Genomic DNA, 15,164 nt, shown 5'->3' on the forward strand with positions numbered 1-15,164 from the left:
GCCTGGGCGTCGTCGGGGTACCAGCGGAGCTCGACGGTGTTGCCGTCGGGGTCGCGGACGTAGAGGGAGAGCCCGGTGCCGCGGGCGCCGTAGCGCTCGACCGGGCCTTCCACGACGTCGAAGAGCCCCGCGTCGACGACCTCCCGCCAGTCGAGCGGCGCGACGACGAGACAGAAGTGGTCGACGTTGCTCTCGCCGCGCGACCGCGGGACGAGGTCGATGATGGTGCGCGGGGAGACGCGGACGGAGGGGAAGGGGACCTCGCCGGCCCGCCAGCGCTCGACGCGGAGGGGTTCGAGGCCGAGGGGGCCGCAGTAGAACTCCAGGGCCCGTTCGGCGTCGGCGGTGTTGAGGACGAGGTGGTCGAGGCCGGTGACGGTGACGGTGACGGTGTTCGGCATGGTGGTCGGTCCTGTTCGAGGTGGGTGGTGGTGGCTGCGGGGTGGTGGGTGCGACATGACTCACGATGCCCCGGCCGGCCGGGCCGACCAAGCCACGATCGCTCTAGAATCGTTGAACGTGGCTCAACGGTGCGAGGTGGTTCGATGCTGGAGCGGCACGAGGTCGAGTCGTTCCTGACCCTCGCCGAGGAGCTGCACTTCGGGCGCAGTGCCGAGCGGCTCGGGGTGACGACGGGCCGGGTCAGCCATGTGATCAAGAAGCTGGAGCGGCAGGTGGGCGCCCAGCTCTTCGAGCGCACGAGCAGGGTCGTCCGGCTCACCCCGATCGGCCGCCGGCTCGCGGACGACCTCCGTCCGCACGTGGCCGGCATGGCGGACGCGCTGAGCCGGGCCGTCGCGGCCGGCCGCGGCACGAGCGGGCTGCTGCGCGTGGCCTTCGTGGGCGAGGCCACGGCGCCGGTGTTGCTGAAGGCGGTCGGCCTGTTCTCCGAGCGCCACCCGGAGTGCGAGGTGCTGGTCAGCGAGGCGCATCTGGCCAACACGCGGGCCGGCCTGCTCGACGGTTCGATCGACGTGCTCATCGCCTCGTTCCCGTTCGACGGCATGGCCAACGGGCCCACGCTGCTGCGGGAGGCGCGCGTGTTGGCGGTTCCGGTCGGCCATGTCCTGGCCGACGCGGCGTCGGTCTCGGTCGAGGTGCTGGCCGACCATCCGGTGGTGCAGTACCCGGCCGTCACGTCCGCCGCGTTCAAGCGGGACCGCACCCCGGACCACACGCCGTCGGGCCGCCCCGTCCGCCGGGGGCCGACGGGGAAGACCTTCCCCGAGATGCTGTCCCTGGTGGCCCTCGGCCGGGGCGTGCTGCCCGTCGGCGAGCTCACCAGGACGTACTCGCCGCGTCCCGACCTGGTCTACGTCCCCCTGCACGACGCCCCGCCGATCCGCCGGGGCCCGGTCTGGCTGGCGGCGAACACGACCGCCCGCGTGCGGGCGTTCGTCCAGGCCGCCGCCGACGCCAACCCGCAGCCGCTCTGATCCGCCCCGTCCCGGCCCGGCCGGGACGGGGCGGCGCGGGCCGGGACGGGGCGGCGCGCGTCGGGCACCGGGCCGGGGCACGACCGACGCACGTCTGATGACCCGGACATGCCACCGGTGCCACGGTAGGCGCATGCCCTACGCGTTCGATCCCGAGCTGGCCGCCGCGCTGGCCATGATGCCCGCCGTGGACATCTCCGACCTGGCGGTGGCCCGCGCCGCCCAGAAGGCCGAACTGGCCCGCGCCGTGGCGACGTCCGACACCACCGGCGTCGCCGTCCGCGACCTGTACGCCGACGGCGTGCCGCTGCGCGTCTACCGGCCCACGGGGACGGACGGGCCGCTGCCCGCCGTCTACCGCATCCACGGCGGCGGGTTCATGATGGGCGGCCCGGACGTGGACCACGAGGCCAACCTGCGGCTGTGTCGCGCGCTGCCCTGCGTCGTCGTCTCGCCCGACTACCGGCTCGCGCCCGAACACCCCTACCCCGCCGCCCTGGAGGACTGCTACGCCGGCCTCTGCTGGCTGGCCGCGCACGCCGCCGGACTCGGGGTCAGGGCGGAGGCGCTGGCGGTCGCCGGCGACAGCGCCGGCGCCTGCCTGGCCACCGCCGTCGCGATGCTGGCCAGGGACCGCGGCGGGCCGGAGCCGCGCCTCCAGTTCCTCGACAGCCCCTCGCTCGACGACCGGCTGAGCACCCCGAGCGCGCTGCGGTTCACCGACACGCCGGTGTGGAACCGGCGGAGCGCGCTGCTGAGTTGGGCCGCCTACCTGGGCGCCGGGGTGCCCGGCTCGCCGGACGTGCCGGTCACGGCGGCGCCCGGCCGGGCCACCCCGGCCGACCTGGCGGGGCTGCCGCCCGCCCATGTCGCGGTGATGGAGCTCGACGCGCTCCGCGACGAGGGCATCGACTACGCCCGCACCCTGCTGGCCGCCGACGTCACCACCGAACTGCACCTGTTCCCCGGCACGTTCCACGGCGCCGCGCTGGTGCGGCACTCGGCGGTGGCCCGGCGGATGACGGAGGAGGAGATCACCGTGCTGGGCCGGGCGCTCGCGTGGTGAGCCCCCCGCCCGCCGCCTCCCCGCCACGGAACGGGTCGCCGGGATCGCCGGGATCGCCGGGATCGCCCGGGGTCAGCGCCAACCGTCGGGCGTACAGCGCGAGTTGGGCCCGGAAGCGGTGCGCGGGATCGCGCAGCCGCCAGCCGGTGGCGGCCTGCACGTGGGCGAGCCTGGCGGCCACCGAGCTGTGGTGCAGGTGGAGTTCGGCGGCCGCCTGGCGCAGCGAGCCGGTGCGGCAGAACGCGGCGAGCGCGGCCACGTTCAGCTCGCCGCCGTCGCGGGCCGCGAGCTCCGCGAGCCGCCGCACGTCGGGCAGCGCGGCGAGCCGGGCCGCCGGCAGCTCGGCGAGCACCGCGACCGGGCCCAACTCGTCGTGGTCCACCACCGCCTCGGCCGGCGGCCCGGCCACCGCGAACCGCAGCGCCAGCGCCGCCTGTTCCAGGGACACCCGGGCCCGCAGCGCCTCGCCGGCGCCGCCGACCCCGACCCGGAGCCGGCCGCGCACCGCCGCGCGCAGCTCGGCGGCCGGCGAGCCGCCCGCGGCCGCCCGGTTCTGCACCAGCGCGACGCCGAGCCCGCCGAGCCTGGCGACCCGCGACGTGCCGGCCACCCCGCCCCGGCCGAGCAGTGCCAGCGCCGCCACCTCGGCGTCGTCGCCTTCGGCCGCCGCGAACAGCAGGACGCGCAGCGGGGGTTCGGGCGCCAGGCCGAGCAGCCGCAGCGCCCTGGCCCGGTCGGCGACGGACTCCCGGCCGGCCAGCGCGACCTCCACGAGCGCCGGGTCGGCGACCCGCAGCGGGTGCTCCAGGGTGTGGGCGGCGATGGCCAGCCACTCCACCACCAGTTCGTCGAACGGCCCGGCGGCGCCGGGTCGTTCGAGCCAGACCCGGCCGGCGGGGCGCAACGCGGCGTCTCCCGAGACCCGCCCCGGCGGGCCGGCCAGGGCCGCGCCGTCGGGACCGGCGCGGAACACCCGGCCGCCGGCCAGTTCCACGCCGACCGGGCACTCGGCGAGGCCCGCGGCCGACCGCACCAGGGCCGCCGGGTCGAGCCGGCCGGCGCCGAGCAGCGCCTGGAAGTGCGCGATCACCCGCACGGCGGCGGCAGCGTCGGCGTCCAGGGACGACAGACGCAGCAGCAAGCCCTTCACAACCGCAAGTCTAGAAAAGGAACGCGAAAGGACAAGGTCACGGACATGGCCAACAGAGCCGCCAACACAGGCCGTAACAGAGCCGCCCAGCACCTCCGTTCACTCCTCGCCACGCTGTTAGCCGGCGTGCTGCCGCTGCTCGCGGCACTCCTGGTGACGGCGCCGCCGGCCTCCGCCGCGACGTTGACCGAGGTCACCAACTTCGGCACCAATCCCAGCGGGCTGCGGATGCACCTGTACGTGCCGGACAACGTCGCCCCACGGCCGGCCGTCCTGGTGGCCGTCCACTACTGCACGGGCTCGGGGCCGGCGTTCTACTCCGGCACCGAGTTCGCGTCGCTCGCCGACCGTTACGGGTTCGTCGTCGTCTACCCGTCGGCCACCCGCAGCGGCAACTGCTTCGACGTCTCCTCGCCGCAGGCGCTGACCCGCGGCGGCGGCAGCGACCCGGTGGGCATCAGGTCGATGGTCGACTACGTGCAGCGCACCCACTCCGCCGACCCCGACCGGGTCTTCGTCACCGGGGCCTCGTCCGGCGCGATGATGACCAACGTGCTGCTCGGCGTCTACCCCGACGTCTTCAAGGCCGGCGCCGCCTTCGCCGGCGTGCCGTTCGGCTGCTTCGCCACCACCGACGGCTCGTCCTGGAACAGTGCCTGCGCCCAGGGCCAGATCTCCCGCACTCCGCAGGACTGGGGCACGTTGGTGCGCAACGCCTACCCCGGCTACTCGGGGCCCCGGCCGCGCATGCAGATCTGGCACGGCACCAACGACGACACGTTGCGCTACCCGAACTTCGGCGAGCAGGTCAAGCAGTGGACCAACGTGCTCGGCGTCAGCCAGACCCCGGCCCTCACCGACTCCCCGCAGGCCAACTGGACCCGCACCCGCTACGGCGCCACCGGCGCCCAGGCCCCGGTGGAGGCCATCAGCCTCCAAGGGGTGGGCCACAACGTGCCGCAGTCCGGCATGGCGGCCCGGGTCATCGAGTTCTTCGGCCTGAACGACACCACCACGCCGCCCGGCGGCGGCGACCCGGGCACCCCGGGCGCCTGCCGCGTCGCCGTCACCACCAACGCCTGGAACACCGGCCTGACCGCGAACCTCACCCTCACCAACACCGGCACCGCCCCGATCAGCGGCTGGTCGCTCCGCTTCACCCTCGCCTCCGGCCAGACCATCACCTCCGGGTGGAACGCCACCTACAGCCCGAGCAGCGGCACGGTGACCGCCACCAACGTCGCCCACAACGCGAGCATCGCCGCCGGCGCCAGCGTCTCCGTCGGCTTCCAGGCCAACCACACCGGCAACTCCGCCGCGCCGACCGGGTTCGCCCTCAACGGGGCGTCCTGCACCACCGGTTGACGGCAGAGCGGCTCACCGACACGAGAAAGGGGCGCGTTCCCATGCGGAACCTCGCACCTGGCAGGCAACGAAGTCGGCAACGAGGAACGTCCTGGCTCGGCCAGTTGGCGGCGGTGGGGCTGCTCGCCGTCGCCCTGATCGTCGCCTCGTCGGCGGTCGGCGCGACCGGCGCCGGCAACACGGCCCCGGGCGGCCGGCACTGGGTCAACACCTGGACGGCGATGCCGCAGTTGACGGAGCCGGGCAACATGCCGCCGGCCCCGTTCACCCAGGACGGCCTGGTGCTCGCCGACGCCACGCTGCGGCAGACCGTCCGCGTCACGGTCGGCGGCGAGCACGCGCGGCTGCGCTTCTCCAACGCCTTCGGGGGCGCGCCCCTGCCCATCACGGCCGTCTCGGTGGCGCTGCCGCGTGCCGGCCAGGCCGGCGTCAGCGCCGTCGAGCCGGGCTCCACCCGGCAGGTCACCTTCCAGCGGCAGCCGTCGGTGACCGTCCCGGTCGGCGCCCAGGCGGTGTCCGACCCGCTCGACCTCGACCTGGCGCCCGGCACCAACCTGACCGTCACCGTCTACCTGGCCGAGGGCCAGGCGTCCAACGACATCACCTCGCACCCCGGTTCGCGCACCGCCTCCTACCTGCTCGCCGGCGACCACGTCGCCGCCGACGACCTGCCGGGGGCCACCCGCACCGACCACTGGTACTTCCTCAGCGGCGTCGAGGTGTGGTCGCCGAGCAACACCGCGGCGGCCGTCTTCGTCGGCGACTCGCTGACCGACGGCCGGGGCTCCACCACCAACGGCAACGACCGCTGGCCCGACCAGCTCTTCGACCGGCTGCGGGACCGGCGGGACACGGCGGGCGTGGCCGTGCTCAACCAGGCGGCCGGCGGCAACCGGATCCTCGACGACGGCCTCGGCCCCAACCTGCTGGCCAGGATCGACCGCGATGTGCTGGCCACCAGCGGCGTCTCCTGGCTGGTGGTCTTCGAGGGGATCAACGACATCGGCACCGCGCCCGCCACCCCCGAGGCCCAACGGGCCGTCACCGGACGGCTGATCGCCGCGTACGAGCAGATCGTGGTCCGCGCGCACGCCCAGCGGATCCGGGTCTACGGGGCGACGCTCACGCCGTTCGGCGGCAACGACCTGTACGACGACCCGGGCGGGCTGCGCGAGGAGAGCCGGCGGGCCGTCAACGACTGGATCCGCTCCAGTGGCCGGTTCGACGCCGTCGTCGACCTCGACGCCGCCGTCCGTGATCCGGCCGCCCCGGAACGTCTGCTGCCGGCGGCCGACGTCGGCGACGGCCTGCACCTCAACCCGACGGGCTATCGAATGCTGGCCGACGCCGTGCCCGCCCGCCTCTTCCGACCGGCACCGCTCCCCGTCGACTTCGGATTCGAGTGATATTCGCCCGGAATTAGCGCCACCGATTTGCTTTTTCCGAGGAATTACCGGCAGGGCCCGGGCCGGGCGAGAGCCCGAGAACCCGGGCCCTGCCGGGACGAACACCGAAAAGTCAAGGGCGACATCGATCACACGTGGATTCGCCGGATCGCGTCCTTCACCGGTCGCGGGGCGCTGCTAGGGTCTTTCCCGGGTCTCCGAACCCGTTCACTCCCTCCCCGATGGAAAGCGCCCACCGGCTTCTTTCCCGCTCCGGGGATTTGTTTTTTCACCATCCCCTTGGAGCGCTTTTCCATGTCTTCTGACACCTTGCCGGGCGCGACCGCGCGCCCGGACGGCGCCGGTCGGGCGCCGACCGCGCCGCATCTGGGTCTGGCCCTCTTCGTGATCGCCGCCGCCCAGCTGATGGTGGTGCTCGACGCCACGATCACCAACATCGCCCTGCCCAGCATCCAGACCGACCTGGACGTGTCGGACGCCGACCTGGCGTGGATCGTCAACTCGTACGCCCTGGCCTTCGGCGGGCTGCTGCTGCTCGGCGGCCGGGCCGGCGACCTGTTCGGCCGGCGGCGGATGTTCCGGGCCGGCATCGCCGTCTTCACCCTCGCCTCGCTGCTCGGCGGGCTCGCCACCGACGAGGCGACGCTGATCGCCTCCCGGGTGCTGCAGGGCGTCGGCGCCGCGCTCGCCGCGCCCAGCGCGCTGGCGCTGATCACCACCACCTTCCCGGCCGGCCGCCCGCGGAACACGGCGATGGGCGTCTACGCGGCGATGGGCGGCCTGGGCGCCACCGTCGGCCTGCTGCTCGGCGGCGTGCTCACCGACGCCCTCGACTGGCGCTGGGTGTTCTTCGTGAACATCCCCTTCGGTCTCGCGGTGCTGGCCGGCACCAGGACCCTGGTCGAGGCCGACCGCGACCACGGCCGGCTCGACGTCCCGGGCACCGTGACGGGCACCGGCGGCCTGCTCGCCCTCGTGTACGCGATCACCAGGGGCGGCGAGCACGGCTGGACGGACGGCCTGACGCTGGTGTCGTTCGCCGCCGCCGTCGCGCTGCTGCCGTCGTTCCTGCTGATCCAGGCCAGGAGCGGGCACCCGATGCTGCCGCTGCGGCTGTTCGCCGACCGCAACCGGTGGGGCTCCTACGCGACGATGCTGTTCATCGGCGCCGGCATGTTCGCGACGTTCTACTTCCTCACCCTCTACATGCAGCTGATCCTGGGCTACAGCCCGGTGCGGACCGGCTTCGCCTACCTGCCGTTCAGCTTCGGCATGGCCGCGGCGGCCGGCGCCAGTTCGAAGCTGGTCGCCCAGCTCCCGCCCCGGCTGATCGCCGGCCCCGGGCTGCTGCTCGCCGCGGGCGGCATGGTCTGGTTCGGCACGCTGGAGCCCGGCTCGTCCTACGCCGGCCACCTGATGCCCGCGATGTTCGTGACGGCCCTCGGGCTCGGCCTGAGCTTCGTGCCGATGACGCTCGGCGCGGTCGCCGGCGTGGCCGACCGGGACAGCGGCGTCGCCTCGGCGGTGCTGAACACCGCCCAGCAGGTGGGCGGCGCGCTCGGCCTCGCGGTGCTGACCACCCTGTCCACGGCCGCGGCGGACGACCGGCTGCCGGACGCGGCGGCCACCCTGTACGGGGCGCTTGCCACCGGCGACCAGGGTCTGGCGGTCCGCGCCGCCGACGCGCTGACCCACGGCTACACCGCGGCGTTCCTGGCGGCCGCCGGCCTGTTCGTGGCCGGTCTGGTGGTCACGGCGCTGGCCGTGAACGCCGAGCGGCAGCGCCCCGCCGAGGGCGCCGCCGCCTCCGCCCACCTGGGCTGAGGGAGCCGCCGGCCGCGGCCGGTCACCGGTGCCGGAAGGCGTCCAGTGGCACGGCCGAGGCCAGCGCCTCGTTGCCGGCGTCGTTGAGGTGCAGGTGGTCGCCCGAGTCGTAGGCCGGGTTCAGCCGGTCCGGCTCGGCCGGGTCGCGGACGGCGGCCTCGAAGTCGGCGACCGCGTCGAACTCCCCGCTGTTCCTGATCCAGTCGTTGACCCGCAGCCGCACCGCCTCGTTCTCCGGGGTGTGGAAGCCGAGGGTGTCGCCGCGGAACGGGGTGATGGTGGCGCCGATGACGCGGACGCCGCGCTCGTGCGCCCGGTCGACCAACCCCTGGTAGCCGGCGATCAGTTCGGCCGCGGTGACCCGCTCGGACGCCGGCGCCGAGCGGGTGCCCGGCTGGCCGATGTCGTTGATGCCGAGGAACAGGATCAGGTGGCCGATCCCGGGCTGGCTCAGCACGTCGCGCTCGAACCGGGTGACGCCGGCCTGCCCGAAGTAGGCGGCCCACGCGTGGGCGGGCGAGCCCTCCGGCGGGTTCGGGTCGCGCAGCAGCCGGTTGCCGCTGATCCCGGCGTTGAGCACGCCGGTCTCCGGCAGCCGGGGTCCGGCGGCCCGCATCCGCTCGGCGAGGAAGTCGGACCAGCGGTGGTTGCTCGACAGGGTGGATCCGACGGTGATCGAGTCGCCGAGCGCCACCACCGCGTCGCGGGCCTGGCCGCGCACGCTGACGCCGGTCAGGAAGTACCAGCGGTCGGTGGTGGCGGTCGGGGCGATGTCGGCGTCGTCGGCGACGTTGCCGGCCGCGACGTAGTTCTCCTGGTTGGCGTAGGCGTTGAGGGTGGCGCCCGGGGTGCGCTCGGGCAGGTGGACGCTGATCACCAGGTCGGCCGCGGCCGGGATCCGCAGCCCGACCGGGTCGCTGACCAGCCGCTCACCGGGCGCCACGGTCACGCCGGCCCGCCCGTCGAACGTCAACCGCCGGTCGGTGCGCGGCAGCACGCTCGATCCGGGCCCCTCGGGGTCCTGCCGGGCGATCCTGGCCTCGCCGATGACCAGCGGCTCGGTGCCGAACTCGTTGGAGAACCTGACGCGTAGCGCGTCGCCGCCGACGCTGGCGTGCACCACCTGCCGGAGCGTCTGGTCCTGGAACGTGGTGGTGTCGCTGACCGGCCTGGTGGTGGGGGCGGTGGTCCAGGTGCCGACCCAGGGCCGCCCGCCCTGCCCCGCGGCGGACGCCGGGGCGGGTGCGAGGAGCAGGGCGCCGATCAGCAGCGCCAACACGAGGGCCGCCGAGCGGCCGATGACTCTCAGGGGCTTCAACGGGATTCCCTCCGCCGCGGGTTGACGCCGGTTGAGACGTACCCCAAGCACCGTGCCCCCGCGGCCCACGCGACACACCCGACAACCGTCGGCCTGCCGCGCCGCGCCCACCGACATGCGCGCCCTAGGGGGACCGCCGGAGATGTCCCCGAGAACACCCGACCCCGCCTGTCGCACACCCCTGACACCTGTTAGCTTCCATTGACATGACAGACACGACAGACGCGACAGACACGACACATGGGAAGCCCAGCAGGCGCACCCTGTTGGCCGCCACCGGCCTGGCGGCGGCCGTCACAGCCGCCGGCCCCGCGTCGGCCGCCTCGACGGCCCCGCTCAGGGCCCGGCCGGCCGGCCGCATCGACGTCCACCACCACGCCGTGCCCGACGAGATGCGGCGCTGGCTCGTCGAGATCGGCCTGATCCCCGAGGAGGGCGGCCCCAGTTGGGCGCAGTGGACCCTGGAGGAGACGCTGCGGACCATGGACGACAACGGGATCGCGGCGGGCATCGCCTCGGCTCCCGCCCCGTCCGAGCTCTTCCGCGACCGGTCGCTCGCCGAGGACGGCGTGCGGGTGTGCAACGAGTCGCTGGCCGCGCTCGTCGCCGAACACCCGCGCCGCTTCGGCTTCTTCGCCAACGTCGCGGCCCTCCACCCGGACCTGGCGATCGCCCAGGCGGCCCACGCGCTGGACGAACTCGGCGCGGAGGGCGTGCTCCTGATGACCACGGCGGGCGGCAGGTACCTGGGCGACCCCTCCTTCGACCGGCTGTTCGACGCGCTGAACGAGCGCCGGGCCGTCGTCTTCGTCCACCCGGGGGAGCTTCCCGAGGGCACCACCGAGCTGCCCGGCATCCCCGACTTCATCGGGGACTACCCGCTGGACACCACCCGCGCCGCGCTGAACCTCGTCGCCTCCGGCACCCTCGACCGCTGCCCCGACCTGTCGATCATCCTCTCCCATGCCGGCGGCTTCCTCCCCTACGTGGCGGGCCGCGCCGTCTCCGCCGGGCGCCAGGGCGAGGGCCCGGCGCCGCACGCGGTCGCGCGGGCGGTGCGCCGCTTCCACTACGACACGGCGCTGCCGATGTCTCCCTACGCGACGCCCTCGCTGCTGGCCGCCGTCGGCTCGGAGCGTGTCCTGTACGGCAGCGACTGGCCGGCCAGGCCCGCGGACGAAGTGGGCAGGATCACCGCCGAGTTGGACGCCGACCCGCACCTGGACGTCCGCGCGCGCGAGCGCGTCGACCGGCGGAACGCCCTGCGCCTGTTCCCCCGGTTGGCGGCTCGGCTCGCCTGACCGGCCGGGTGGCCGGCTACCGCACCAGGCTGGGCCGCTTGTTGTCGAAGGTCCAGCCGGGTACCAGGTACCGCATCGCCGTCGCGTCGTCCCGGGCGCCCAACGCGCGGCCGCGGTACAGCTCGTGAGCGGCGAGCAGCCGGTCCGTGTCGAGCGTGAGGCCGAGGCCCGGCGCGTCGGGGACGGCGATCTCGCCGTCGACGATCCTCGGCGGGGCGACGGTCAGCCGCTCCAGGCCCTCCTGCCAGATCCAGTGCGTGTCCAGGGCGTTGTACGCGCCGGGCGCCGCCGCGCCGCAGTGGGCGACCATGGCCAGCGAGATGTCGAAGTGGTTGTTGGAGTGGCATCCCCAGGTCAGCCCGGTGGCCTCGCACAGCTGCGCCACCCGGACCGAGCCGCGCATCGTCCAGAAGTGCGGGTCGGCGAGCGGGATGGTGACGGCCTGGAGGGCCAGCGCGTGGGTCAGCTCGCGCCAGTCCGTGGCGATCATGTTGGTGGCGGTGGGCAGCCCGGTGGCGCGGCGGAACTCGGCCAGGATCTCGCGCCCCGAGTAGCCGGCCTCGGCGCCGCACGGGTCCTCGGCGTAGGCGAGGGTGCCGAGCAGCGGCCGGCACAGTTCGACCGCCTCGCGCAGCGACCAGGCGCCGTTCGGGTCGAGGGTGATCCGGGCCTCGGGGAACCGCTCCTTCAGCGCGGTGATCGCCCGCACCTCCTCGGCGCCCGCCAGCACCCCGCCCTTGAGCTTGAAGTCCCGGAAGCCGTACAGCTCGTGGGTGGCCTCGGCCTGCCGCACGATGGCCTCGGGGGTCAGCGCCTCCTCGTGTCTGATCCGGTACCAGGCGGCGTCCGCGTCCGGCTCCCTGACGTACTCCAGGTCGGTGCGGTCCGGGTCGCCCACGTAGAAGAGGTAGCCCAACACCCGTACCGAGTCGCGCTGTTGTCCCTCGCCGAGGAGCGCGGCGACCGGCACGTCGAGGTGCTGCCCGAGGAGGTCGAGCAGCGCGGACTCGACGGCGGTGACGGCGTGCACGGTGGTGCGCAGGTCGAAGGTCTGGGCGCCGCGGCCGCCGGCGTCCCGGTCGCGGAACCGGGCGCCGATCTCGCGCAGCACCCGCTGGTAGTCGGCCAACCGGGCGCCGACGACCAGGGGTTCGGCGTCCCGCAGGGTCCGGGTGATCCGCTCGCCGCCCGGCACCTCGCCGAGGCCGGTCCGCCCCTCCGAGTCGGTGAGGACGACGACGTTGCGGGTGAAGTAGGGGCCGTGGGCGCCGGAGAGGTTGAGCGCCATGCTGTCCCGGCCGGCTACCGGGTAGACGGCGAACGCGGTGACGGTCGGCTGCTGGCTCATGAGGTGGTGTCGCCTTTCACACGTTGAGGACGTCGAGGACCCGGTCCATGACGAGGACGCCGCCGAGGCCGAGGACGGCCAGCACCGTGGTGTAGGTGGTGCGGGCCTTGAGCGCCTGGACGACGGTGAGGTTGAAGTACTCCTTGAACATCCAGAAGCCGGGGTCGTTGACGTGCGAGAACGCGATCGAGCCGCAGGAGACGGCGAGCACCATCAGCTCCGGGTGCACGCCGCTGCCGGCGAGCAGCGGCTCCACGACGCCGGCCGCGGTGACGACGGCGACGGTGGCCGAGCCGAGGGCGATGCGCAGGATGACGGCGACCAGCCAGGCCAGAATGATCGGTGAGACGCCCCAGCCCTCGGTCGACTCCTGGATGTAGTCGGAGATCCCGCCCTCGACCAGGACGTTCTTGAACGCGCCGCCGGCGCCGATCACCAGCAGGATCATGGCCATCGCCTTGGCCGCCGAGACGCAGGAGTCGCTGACCTGCTCCAGGCTGCGGCCGACCCGCGGGCCGAACGCCCAGACGGCGAGCAGCAGGGTCAGCAGCAGGGCGATCGGCGCGGCGCCGACGAAGGTGACGAACGGCAGCGCGCCGTTGTCGTCGGACACCGCCATGTCGTAGACGGCCGCGCCGGCGATCAGCACCACCGGGACCAGCGCGACCGACAGCGACCAGCCCATGCCGGGCATCTCGTCGTCGCCGAACTCCCGCTCGGTGACGAGGCCCTTGGGGATCTCCGGGTCCATCCGGCGGATGAACGGCAGCCGGGGCCAGACCAGCGCGATCGCGGCGCCGATCGGGACGGCGAAGAAGAGCCCGTAGAACAGGGTGAGTCCGACGGAGGCGTCGAAGGTGGCGGCGACGGCGGTCGGCCCGGGGTGCGGGGGCAGGAAGCTGTGCATGGTGGAGAGGGCGATGGACATCGGCAGCCCGACCCACAGCAGGTTCTGGCGGGTGACGCGGACGATGGTGAACGCGACGGGCACGATGATGACGAAGGCGACCTCGTAGAACATGGTGACGCCGATCAGCATGGCCGTCACGACCATGGCCAGCTGGACCCAGCGGACGCCGAAGGTGTCGACGAAGTGGCCGGCGATGCGTTGTGCGGCGCCCGAGTCCCCCATCACCCGGCCGACCATGGCGCCGAGCCCGACGACCAGCATGGTGTCGCCGATCTGGCCGCCGACGCCCTCGGCGAGGACGTCGGATATCTCGGCGAGCGGTATGCCCTGGACGAGCGCGACCCCGACGGCGACCAGCAGCAGGGCGACGAACCCGTTGAGCTTCAGCCGGGTCATGAGGAGCAGCAGGATCAGCACGCTGATCCCGACGATGACGAGTGGCATGCGTGGTTCTCCTTCGAACCGCTGTGAGCCGCTGTGAGCCGCTGTGGACCGTTCTCGGGCGTCGCTCAGGCGCCGACGGTCTCCGGGTTGAGGCTGGTCAGGGGGTCCCGCGACCGCCGCCTCGCGTTCTCATACATGAACACCATCCCCATACAGAAATACCGTCTCCGTATGGGGATGGAACGTAGGCGTGTCGAGGCCCGGGGTCAAGAGGCGTCCGGCCGGTTCCACCATCGATCTACGATCACCACATGAGTGTGAAGTCGGCGTTGCGGACCGTCGCCCTGCTGGAGCTCCTGGCGGAGCGCGGCGACCGCCCGTCCCGCCTGCGCGAGCTCTCCGAGGAGCTGAACGTGCCGCGCAGCAGCATGTACTCGCTGCTCCAGACCCTCGTCGACCAGGGCTGGGTCCGCACCGACGTCACCGGCGCGCTCTACGGGATCGGCATCCGCGCCCTGCTCACCGGCACCAGCTACCTGGACAGCGACCGCCGTGTCCGCCTGGTCCGCCCCTTCCTCGACGAGGCGTCCGACGCGCTCGGCGAGACCATCCACCTGGGCCGCCTCGACGGCCGGAACGTGGTCTACCTCGCGACCCGCGAGTCCCACGAGTACCCGCGCACCATCCACCGCGTCGGCCGCCGGGTCCCCGTGCACGCCGGCGCGCTCGGCAAGGCGCTCCTCGCCGAACACCCGGACGACGCCCTGCCGCTGCCGGCCACCGGCGAGTTGGCCGCCCTCACCCCCCACACCCTCACCGACCGGGCCGCGCTCCTCGCCGACCTGGCCGCCACGCGTGAGCGCGGCCACTCGGTCGAGCACGAGGAGACCGTCCCCGGCATCGCCGGCTTCGGCTTCGCCCTCCGCTACGACTCCCCCGCGATCGACGCGATCAGCTGCTCGGTCCCGCTGGCCCGCCTCACCCCGGAGCACGAGCGCCAGATCGTCTCGGTGATGCGGGAGATCCGACGCCGCGTCGAGTCGCTGCCGCCGCGCGGCACCCCCGAGCCCGAGTGGCGCTGACGGCCGACACCGCCGGGCGGCCCGCTCCGCCTGCCGAACGGCACTGACATTCGACCGCCTCGACATTTAGTAGCCATGGCTACAGTAGCCATGTACAGTATCTGCCATGAGCAACGCACCGACGGGGCCCGCGTCCACACCGTCCCCCACCCCCGGCCACCTGGTCTGGCGGCTGTCGATGAAGTGGCGCGTCGCCGTGGACCGGGCGCTGGCGCCGCTGGGGCTGACGCACGCCCAGTACGTGATGCTGTCCTCGCTGTACGGCCTGGGCCGCGCCGGCCAGCGCCCCAGCCAGCGGGAGCTCGCCGAGCACACCGGCCTGGAGGCGCTCTACGTCTCGAAGTTGGCGCGCTCGCTGGAGGCCGACGGGCTCATCGTGCGGGTCCGCGACCCGGCCGACACCCGCACCATGCGGCTGACCCTCACCGCCCACGGCCGGGACACCGTCCGCCCCGCGCTGGGCACCGTCGCGGAGCTCCTCGACCGGCTGCTCGCCCCGCTCGGCGGCCGGGACGACCCGCGCGTCGCGGCGTTCGCCGCCGACCTGACGACCCTGCTCGCCACCCCTCTCGAC

At 73.8% G+C, this 15,164-nt stretch carries 13 protein-coding genes; 8 read left to right on the forward strand and 5 right to left on the reverse strand.

Annotation, left to right across the window (positions count from 1 at the left end; all coding sequences use genetic code 11):
- Positions 1-401, reverse strand: a 401-nt coding sequence (locus tag E1283_RS16670; protein ID WP_132818841.1) for a VOC family protein, incomplete at its 3' end; no start/stop codon positions are given.
- A 144-nt stretch (positions 402-545) separates the two neighbouring features.
- Here E1283_RS16670 and E1283_RS16675 point away from each other — a divergent pair.
- Positions 546-1,436, forward strand: a complete 891-nt coding sequence (locus E1283_RS16675) for a LysR family transcriptional regulator (protein ID WP_132818842.1) — start codon at positions 546-548, stop codon at positions 1,434-1,436.
- 133 nt (positions 1,437-1,569) lie between these two features.
- Positions 1,570-2,502 (forward strand): alpha/beta hydrolase, encoded by a 933-nt coding sequence (locus E1283_RS16680; RefSeq protein WP_132818843.1) that lies wholly within the window; start codon positions 1,570-1,572, stop codon positions 2,500-2,502.
- Here the strand turns inward: E1283_RS16680 and E1283_RS16685 are convergent.
- Positions 2,471-3,652: a PucR family transcriptional regulator gene (locus E1283_RS16685; RefSeq protein WP_132818844.1), complete on the reverse strand. Its 1,182-nt coding sequence runs from the start codon at positions 3,650-3,652 to the stop codon at positions 2,471-2,473. The genes E1283_RS16680 and E1283_RS16685 overlap by 32 nt on opposite strands.
- 45 nt (positions 3,653-3,697) lie before the next feature.
- Here E1283_RS16685 and E1283_RS16690 point away from each other — a divergent pair, with 45 nt between their 5' ends.
- The 3 genes from E1283_RS16690 to E1283_RS16700 all read left to right on the forward strand — a co-directional run bounded on the left by E1283_RS16690 (position 3,698) and on the right by E1283_RS16700 (position 8,247).
- Complete coding sequence (locus tag E1283_RS16690) at positions 3,698-5,017, forward strand: extracellular catalytic domain type 1 short-chain-length polyhydroxyalkanoate depolymerase (RefSeq protein WP_132818845.1); 1,320 nt, start codon at positions 3,698-3,700, stop codon at positions 5,015-5,017.
- A gap of 41 nt (positions 5,018-5,058) precedes the next feature.
- On the forward strand, positions 5,059-6,423 hold the full coding sequence (locus tag E1283_RS16695) for an SGNH/GDSL hydrolase family protein (RefSeq protein ID WP_132818846.1): 1,365 nt from the start codon (positions 5,059-5,061) through the stop codon (positions 6,421-6,423).
- 294 nt (positions 6,424-6,717) lie between these two features.
- Complete coding sequence (locus E1283_RS16700) at positions 6,718-8,247, forward strand: MFS transporter (protein WP_132818847.1); 1,530 nt, start codon at positions 6,718-6,720, stop codon at positions 8,245-8,247.
- Between the two features lie 22 nt (positions 8,248-8,269).
- On the opposite strand, the gene E1283_RS16705 is transcribed toward E1283_RS16700, so the two are convergent.
- Entirely contained in the window at positions 8,270-9,565 is a 1,296-nt protein-coding gene (locus E1283_RS16705) for an SGNH/GDSL hydrolase family protein (protein WP_243744888.1), read from the reverse strand.
- Between the two features lie 206 nt (positions 9,566-9,771).
- Between E1283_RS16705 and E1283_RS16710 the strand changes: the two genes are divergently transcribed.
- Positions 9,772-10,866 carry an amidohydrolase family protein gene (locus E1283_RS16710; protein WP_132818849.1) on the forward strand — a complete coding sequence of 365 codons (1,095 nt, stop codon included), beginning with the start codon at positions 9,772-9,774 and terminating at the stop codon, positions 10,864-10,866.
- A gap of 16 nt (positions 10,867-10,882) precedes the next feature.
- Here the strand turns inward: E1283_RS16710 and E1283_RS16715 are convergent, their stop codons facing one another.
- Together E1283_RS16715 and E1283_RS16720 are read right to left on the reverse strand one after the other, a co-directional pair.
- Positions 10,883-12,214: an enolase C-terminal domain-like protein gene (locus tag E1283_RS16715; protein WP_132818850.1), complete on the reverse strand. Its 1,332-nt coding sequence runs from the start codon at positions 12,212-12,214 to the stop codon at positions 10,883-10,885.
- 16 nt (positions 12,215-12,230) lie between these two features.
- Entirely contained in the window at positions 12,231-13,568 is a 1,338-nt protein-coding gene (locus E1283_RS16720) for a gluconate:H+ symporter (RefSeq protein WP_132818851.1), read from the reverse strand.
- 251 nt (positions 13,569-13,819) lie between these two features.
- Between E1283_RS16720 and E1283_RS16725 the strand changes: the two genes are divergently transcribed.
- Both E1283_RS16725 and E1283_RS16730 read left to right on the forward strand, forming a co-directional pair.
- A complete protein-coding gene (locus E1283_RS16725) occupies positions 13,820-14,590 on the forward strand; it encodes an IclR family transcriptional regulator (protein WP_132818852.1) in 771 nt (256 codons plus the stop codon).
- 106 nt (positions 14,591-14,696) lie between these two features.
- Positions 14,697-15,164 (forward strand): MarR family winged helix-turn-helix transcriptional regulator (locus E1283_RS16730; protein ID WP_132818853.1); only part of this gene is annotated, 468 nt, incomplete at its 3' end.

The sequence above is a fragment of the Streptomyces hainanensis genome (genome assembly GCF_004348415.1).
Classification (GTDB): Bacteria; Actinomycetota; Actinomycetes; order Streptomycetales; family Streptomycetaceae; genus Streptomyces; species Streptomyces hainanensis.

Excerpts from the sequence above, each read along its gene's own strand:
- E1283_RS16700 (WP_132818847.1), top strand. The coding sequence starts at position 6,718 with ATGTCTTCTGACACCTTGCCGGGCGCGACCGCGCGCCCGGACGGCGCC.
- E1283_RS16725 (WP_132818852.1), top strand. The coding sequence starts at position 13,820 with ATGAGTGTGAAGTCGGCGTTGCGGACCGTCGCCCTGCTGGAGCTCCTG.
- E1283_RS16675 (WP_132818842.1), top strand. The coding sequence starts at position 546 with ATGCTGGAGCGGCACGAGGTCGAGTCGTTCCTGACCCTCGCCGAGGAG.
- E1283_RS16715 (WP_132818850.1), bottom strand. The coding sequence starts at position 12,214 with ATGAGCCAGCAGCCGACCGTCACCGCGTTCGCCGTCTACCCGGTAGCC.
- E1283_RS16695 (WP_132818846.1), top strand. The coding sequence starts at position 5,059 with ATGCGGAACCTCGCACCTGGCAGGCAACGAAGTCGGCAACGAGGAACG.
- E1283_RS16690 (WP_132818845.1), top strand. The coding sequence starts at position 3,698 with ATGGCCAACAGAGCCGCCAACACAGGCCGTAACAGAGCCGCCCAGCAC.
- E1283_RS16710 (WP_132818849.1), top strand. The coding sequence starts at position 9,772 with ATGACAGACACGACAGACGCGACAGACACGACACATGGGAAGCCCAGC.
- E1283_RS16680 (WP_132818843.1), top strand. The coding sequence starts at position 1,570 with ATGCCCTACGCGTTCGATCCCGAGCTGGCCGCCGCGCTGGCCATGATG.
- E1283_RS16720 (WP_132818851.1), bottom strand. The coding sequence starts at position 13,568 with ATGCCACTCGTCATCGTCGGGATCAGCGTGCTGATCCTGCTGCTCCTC.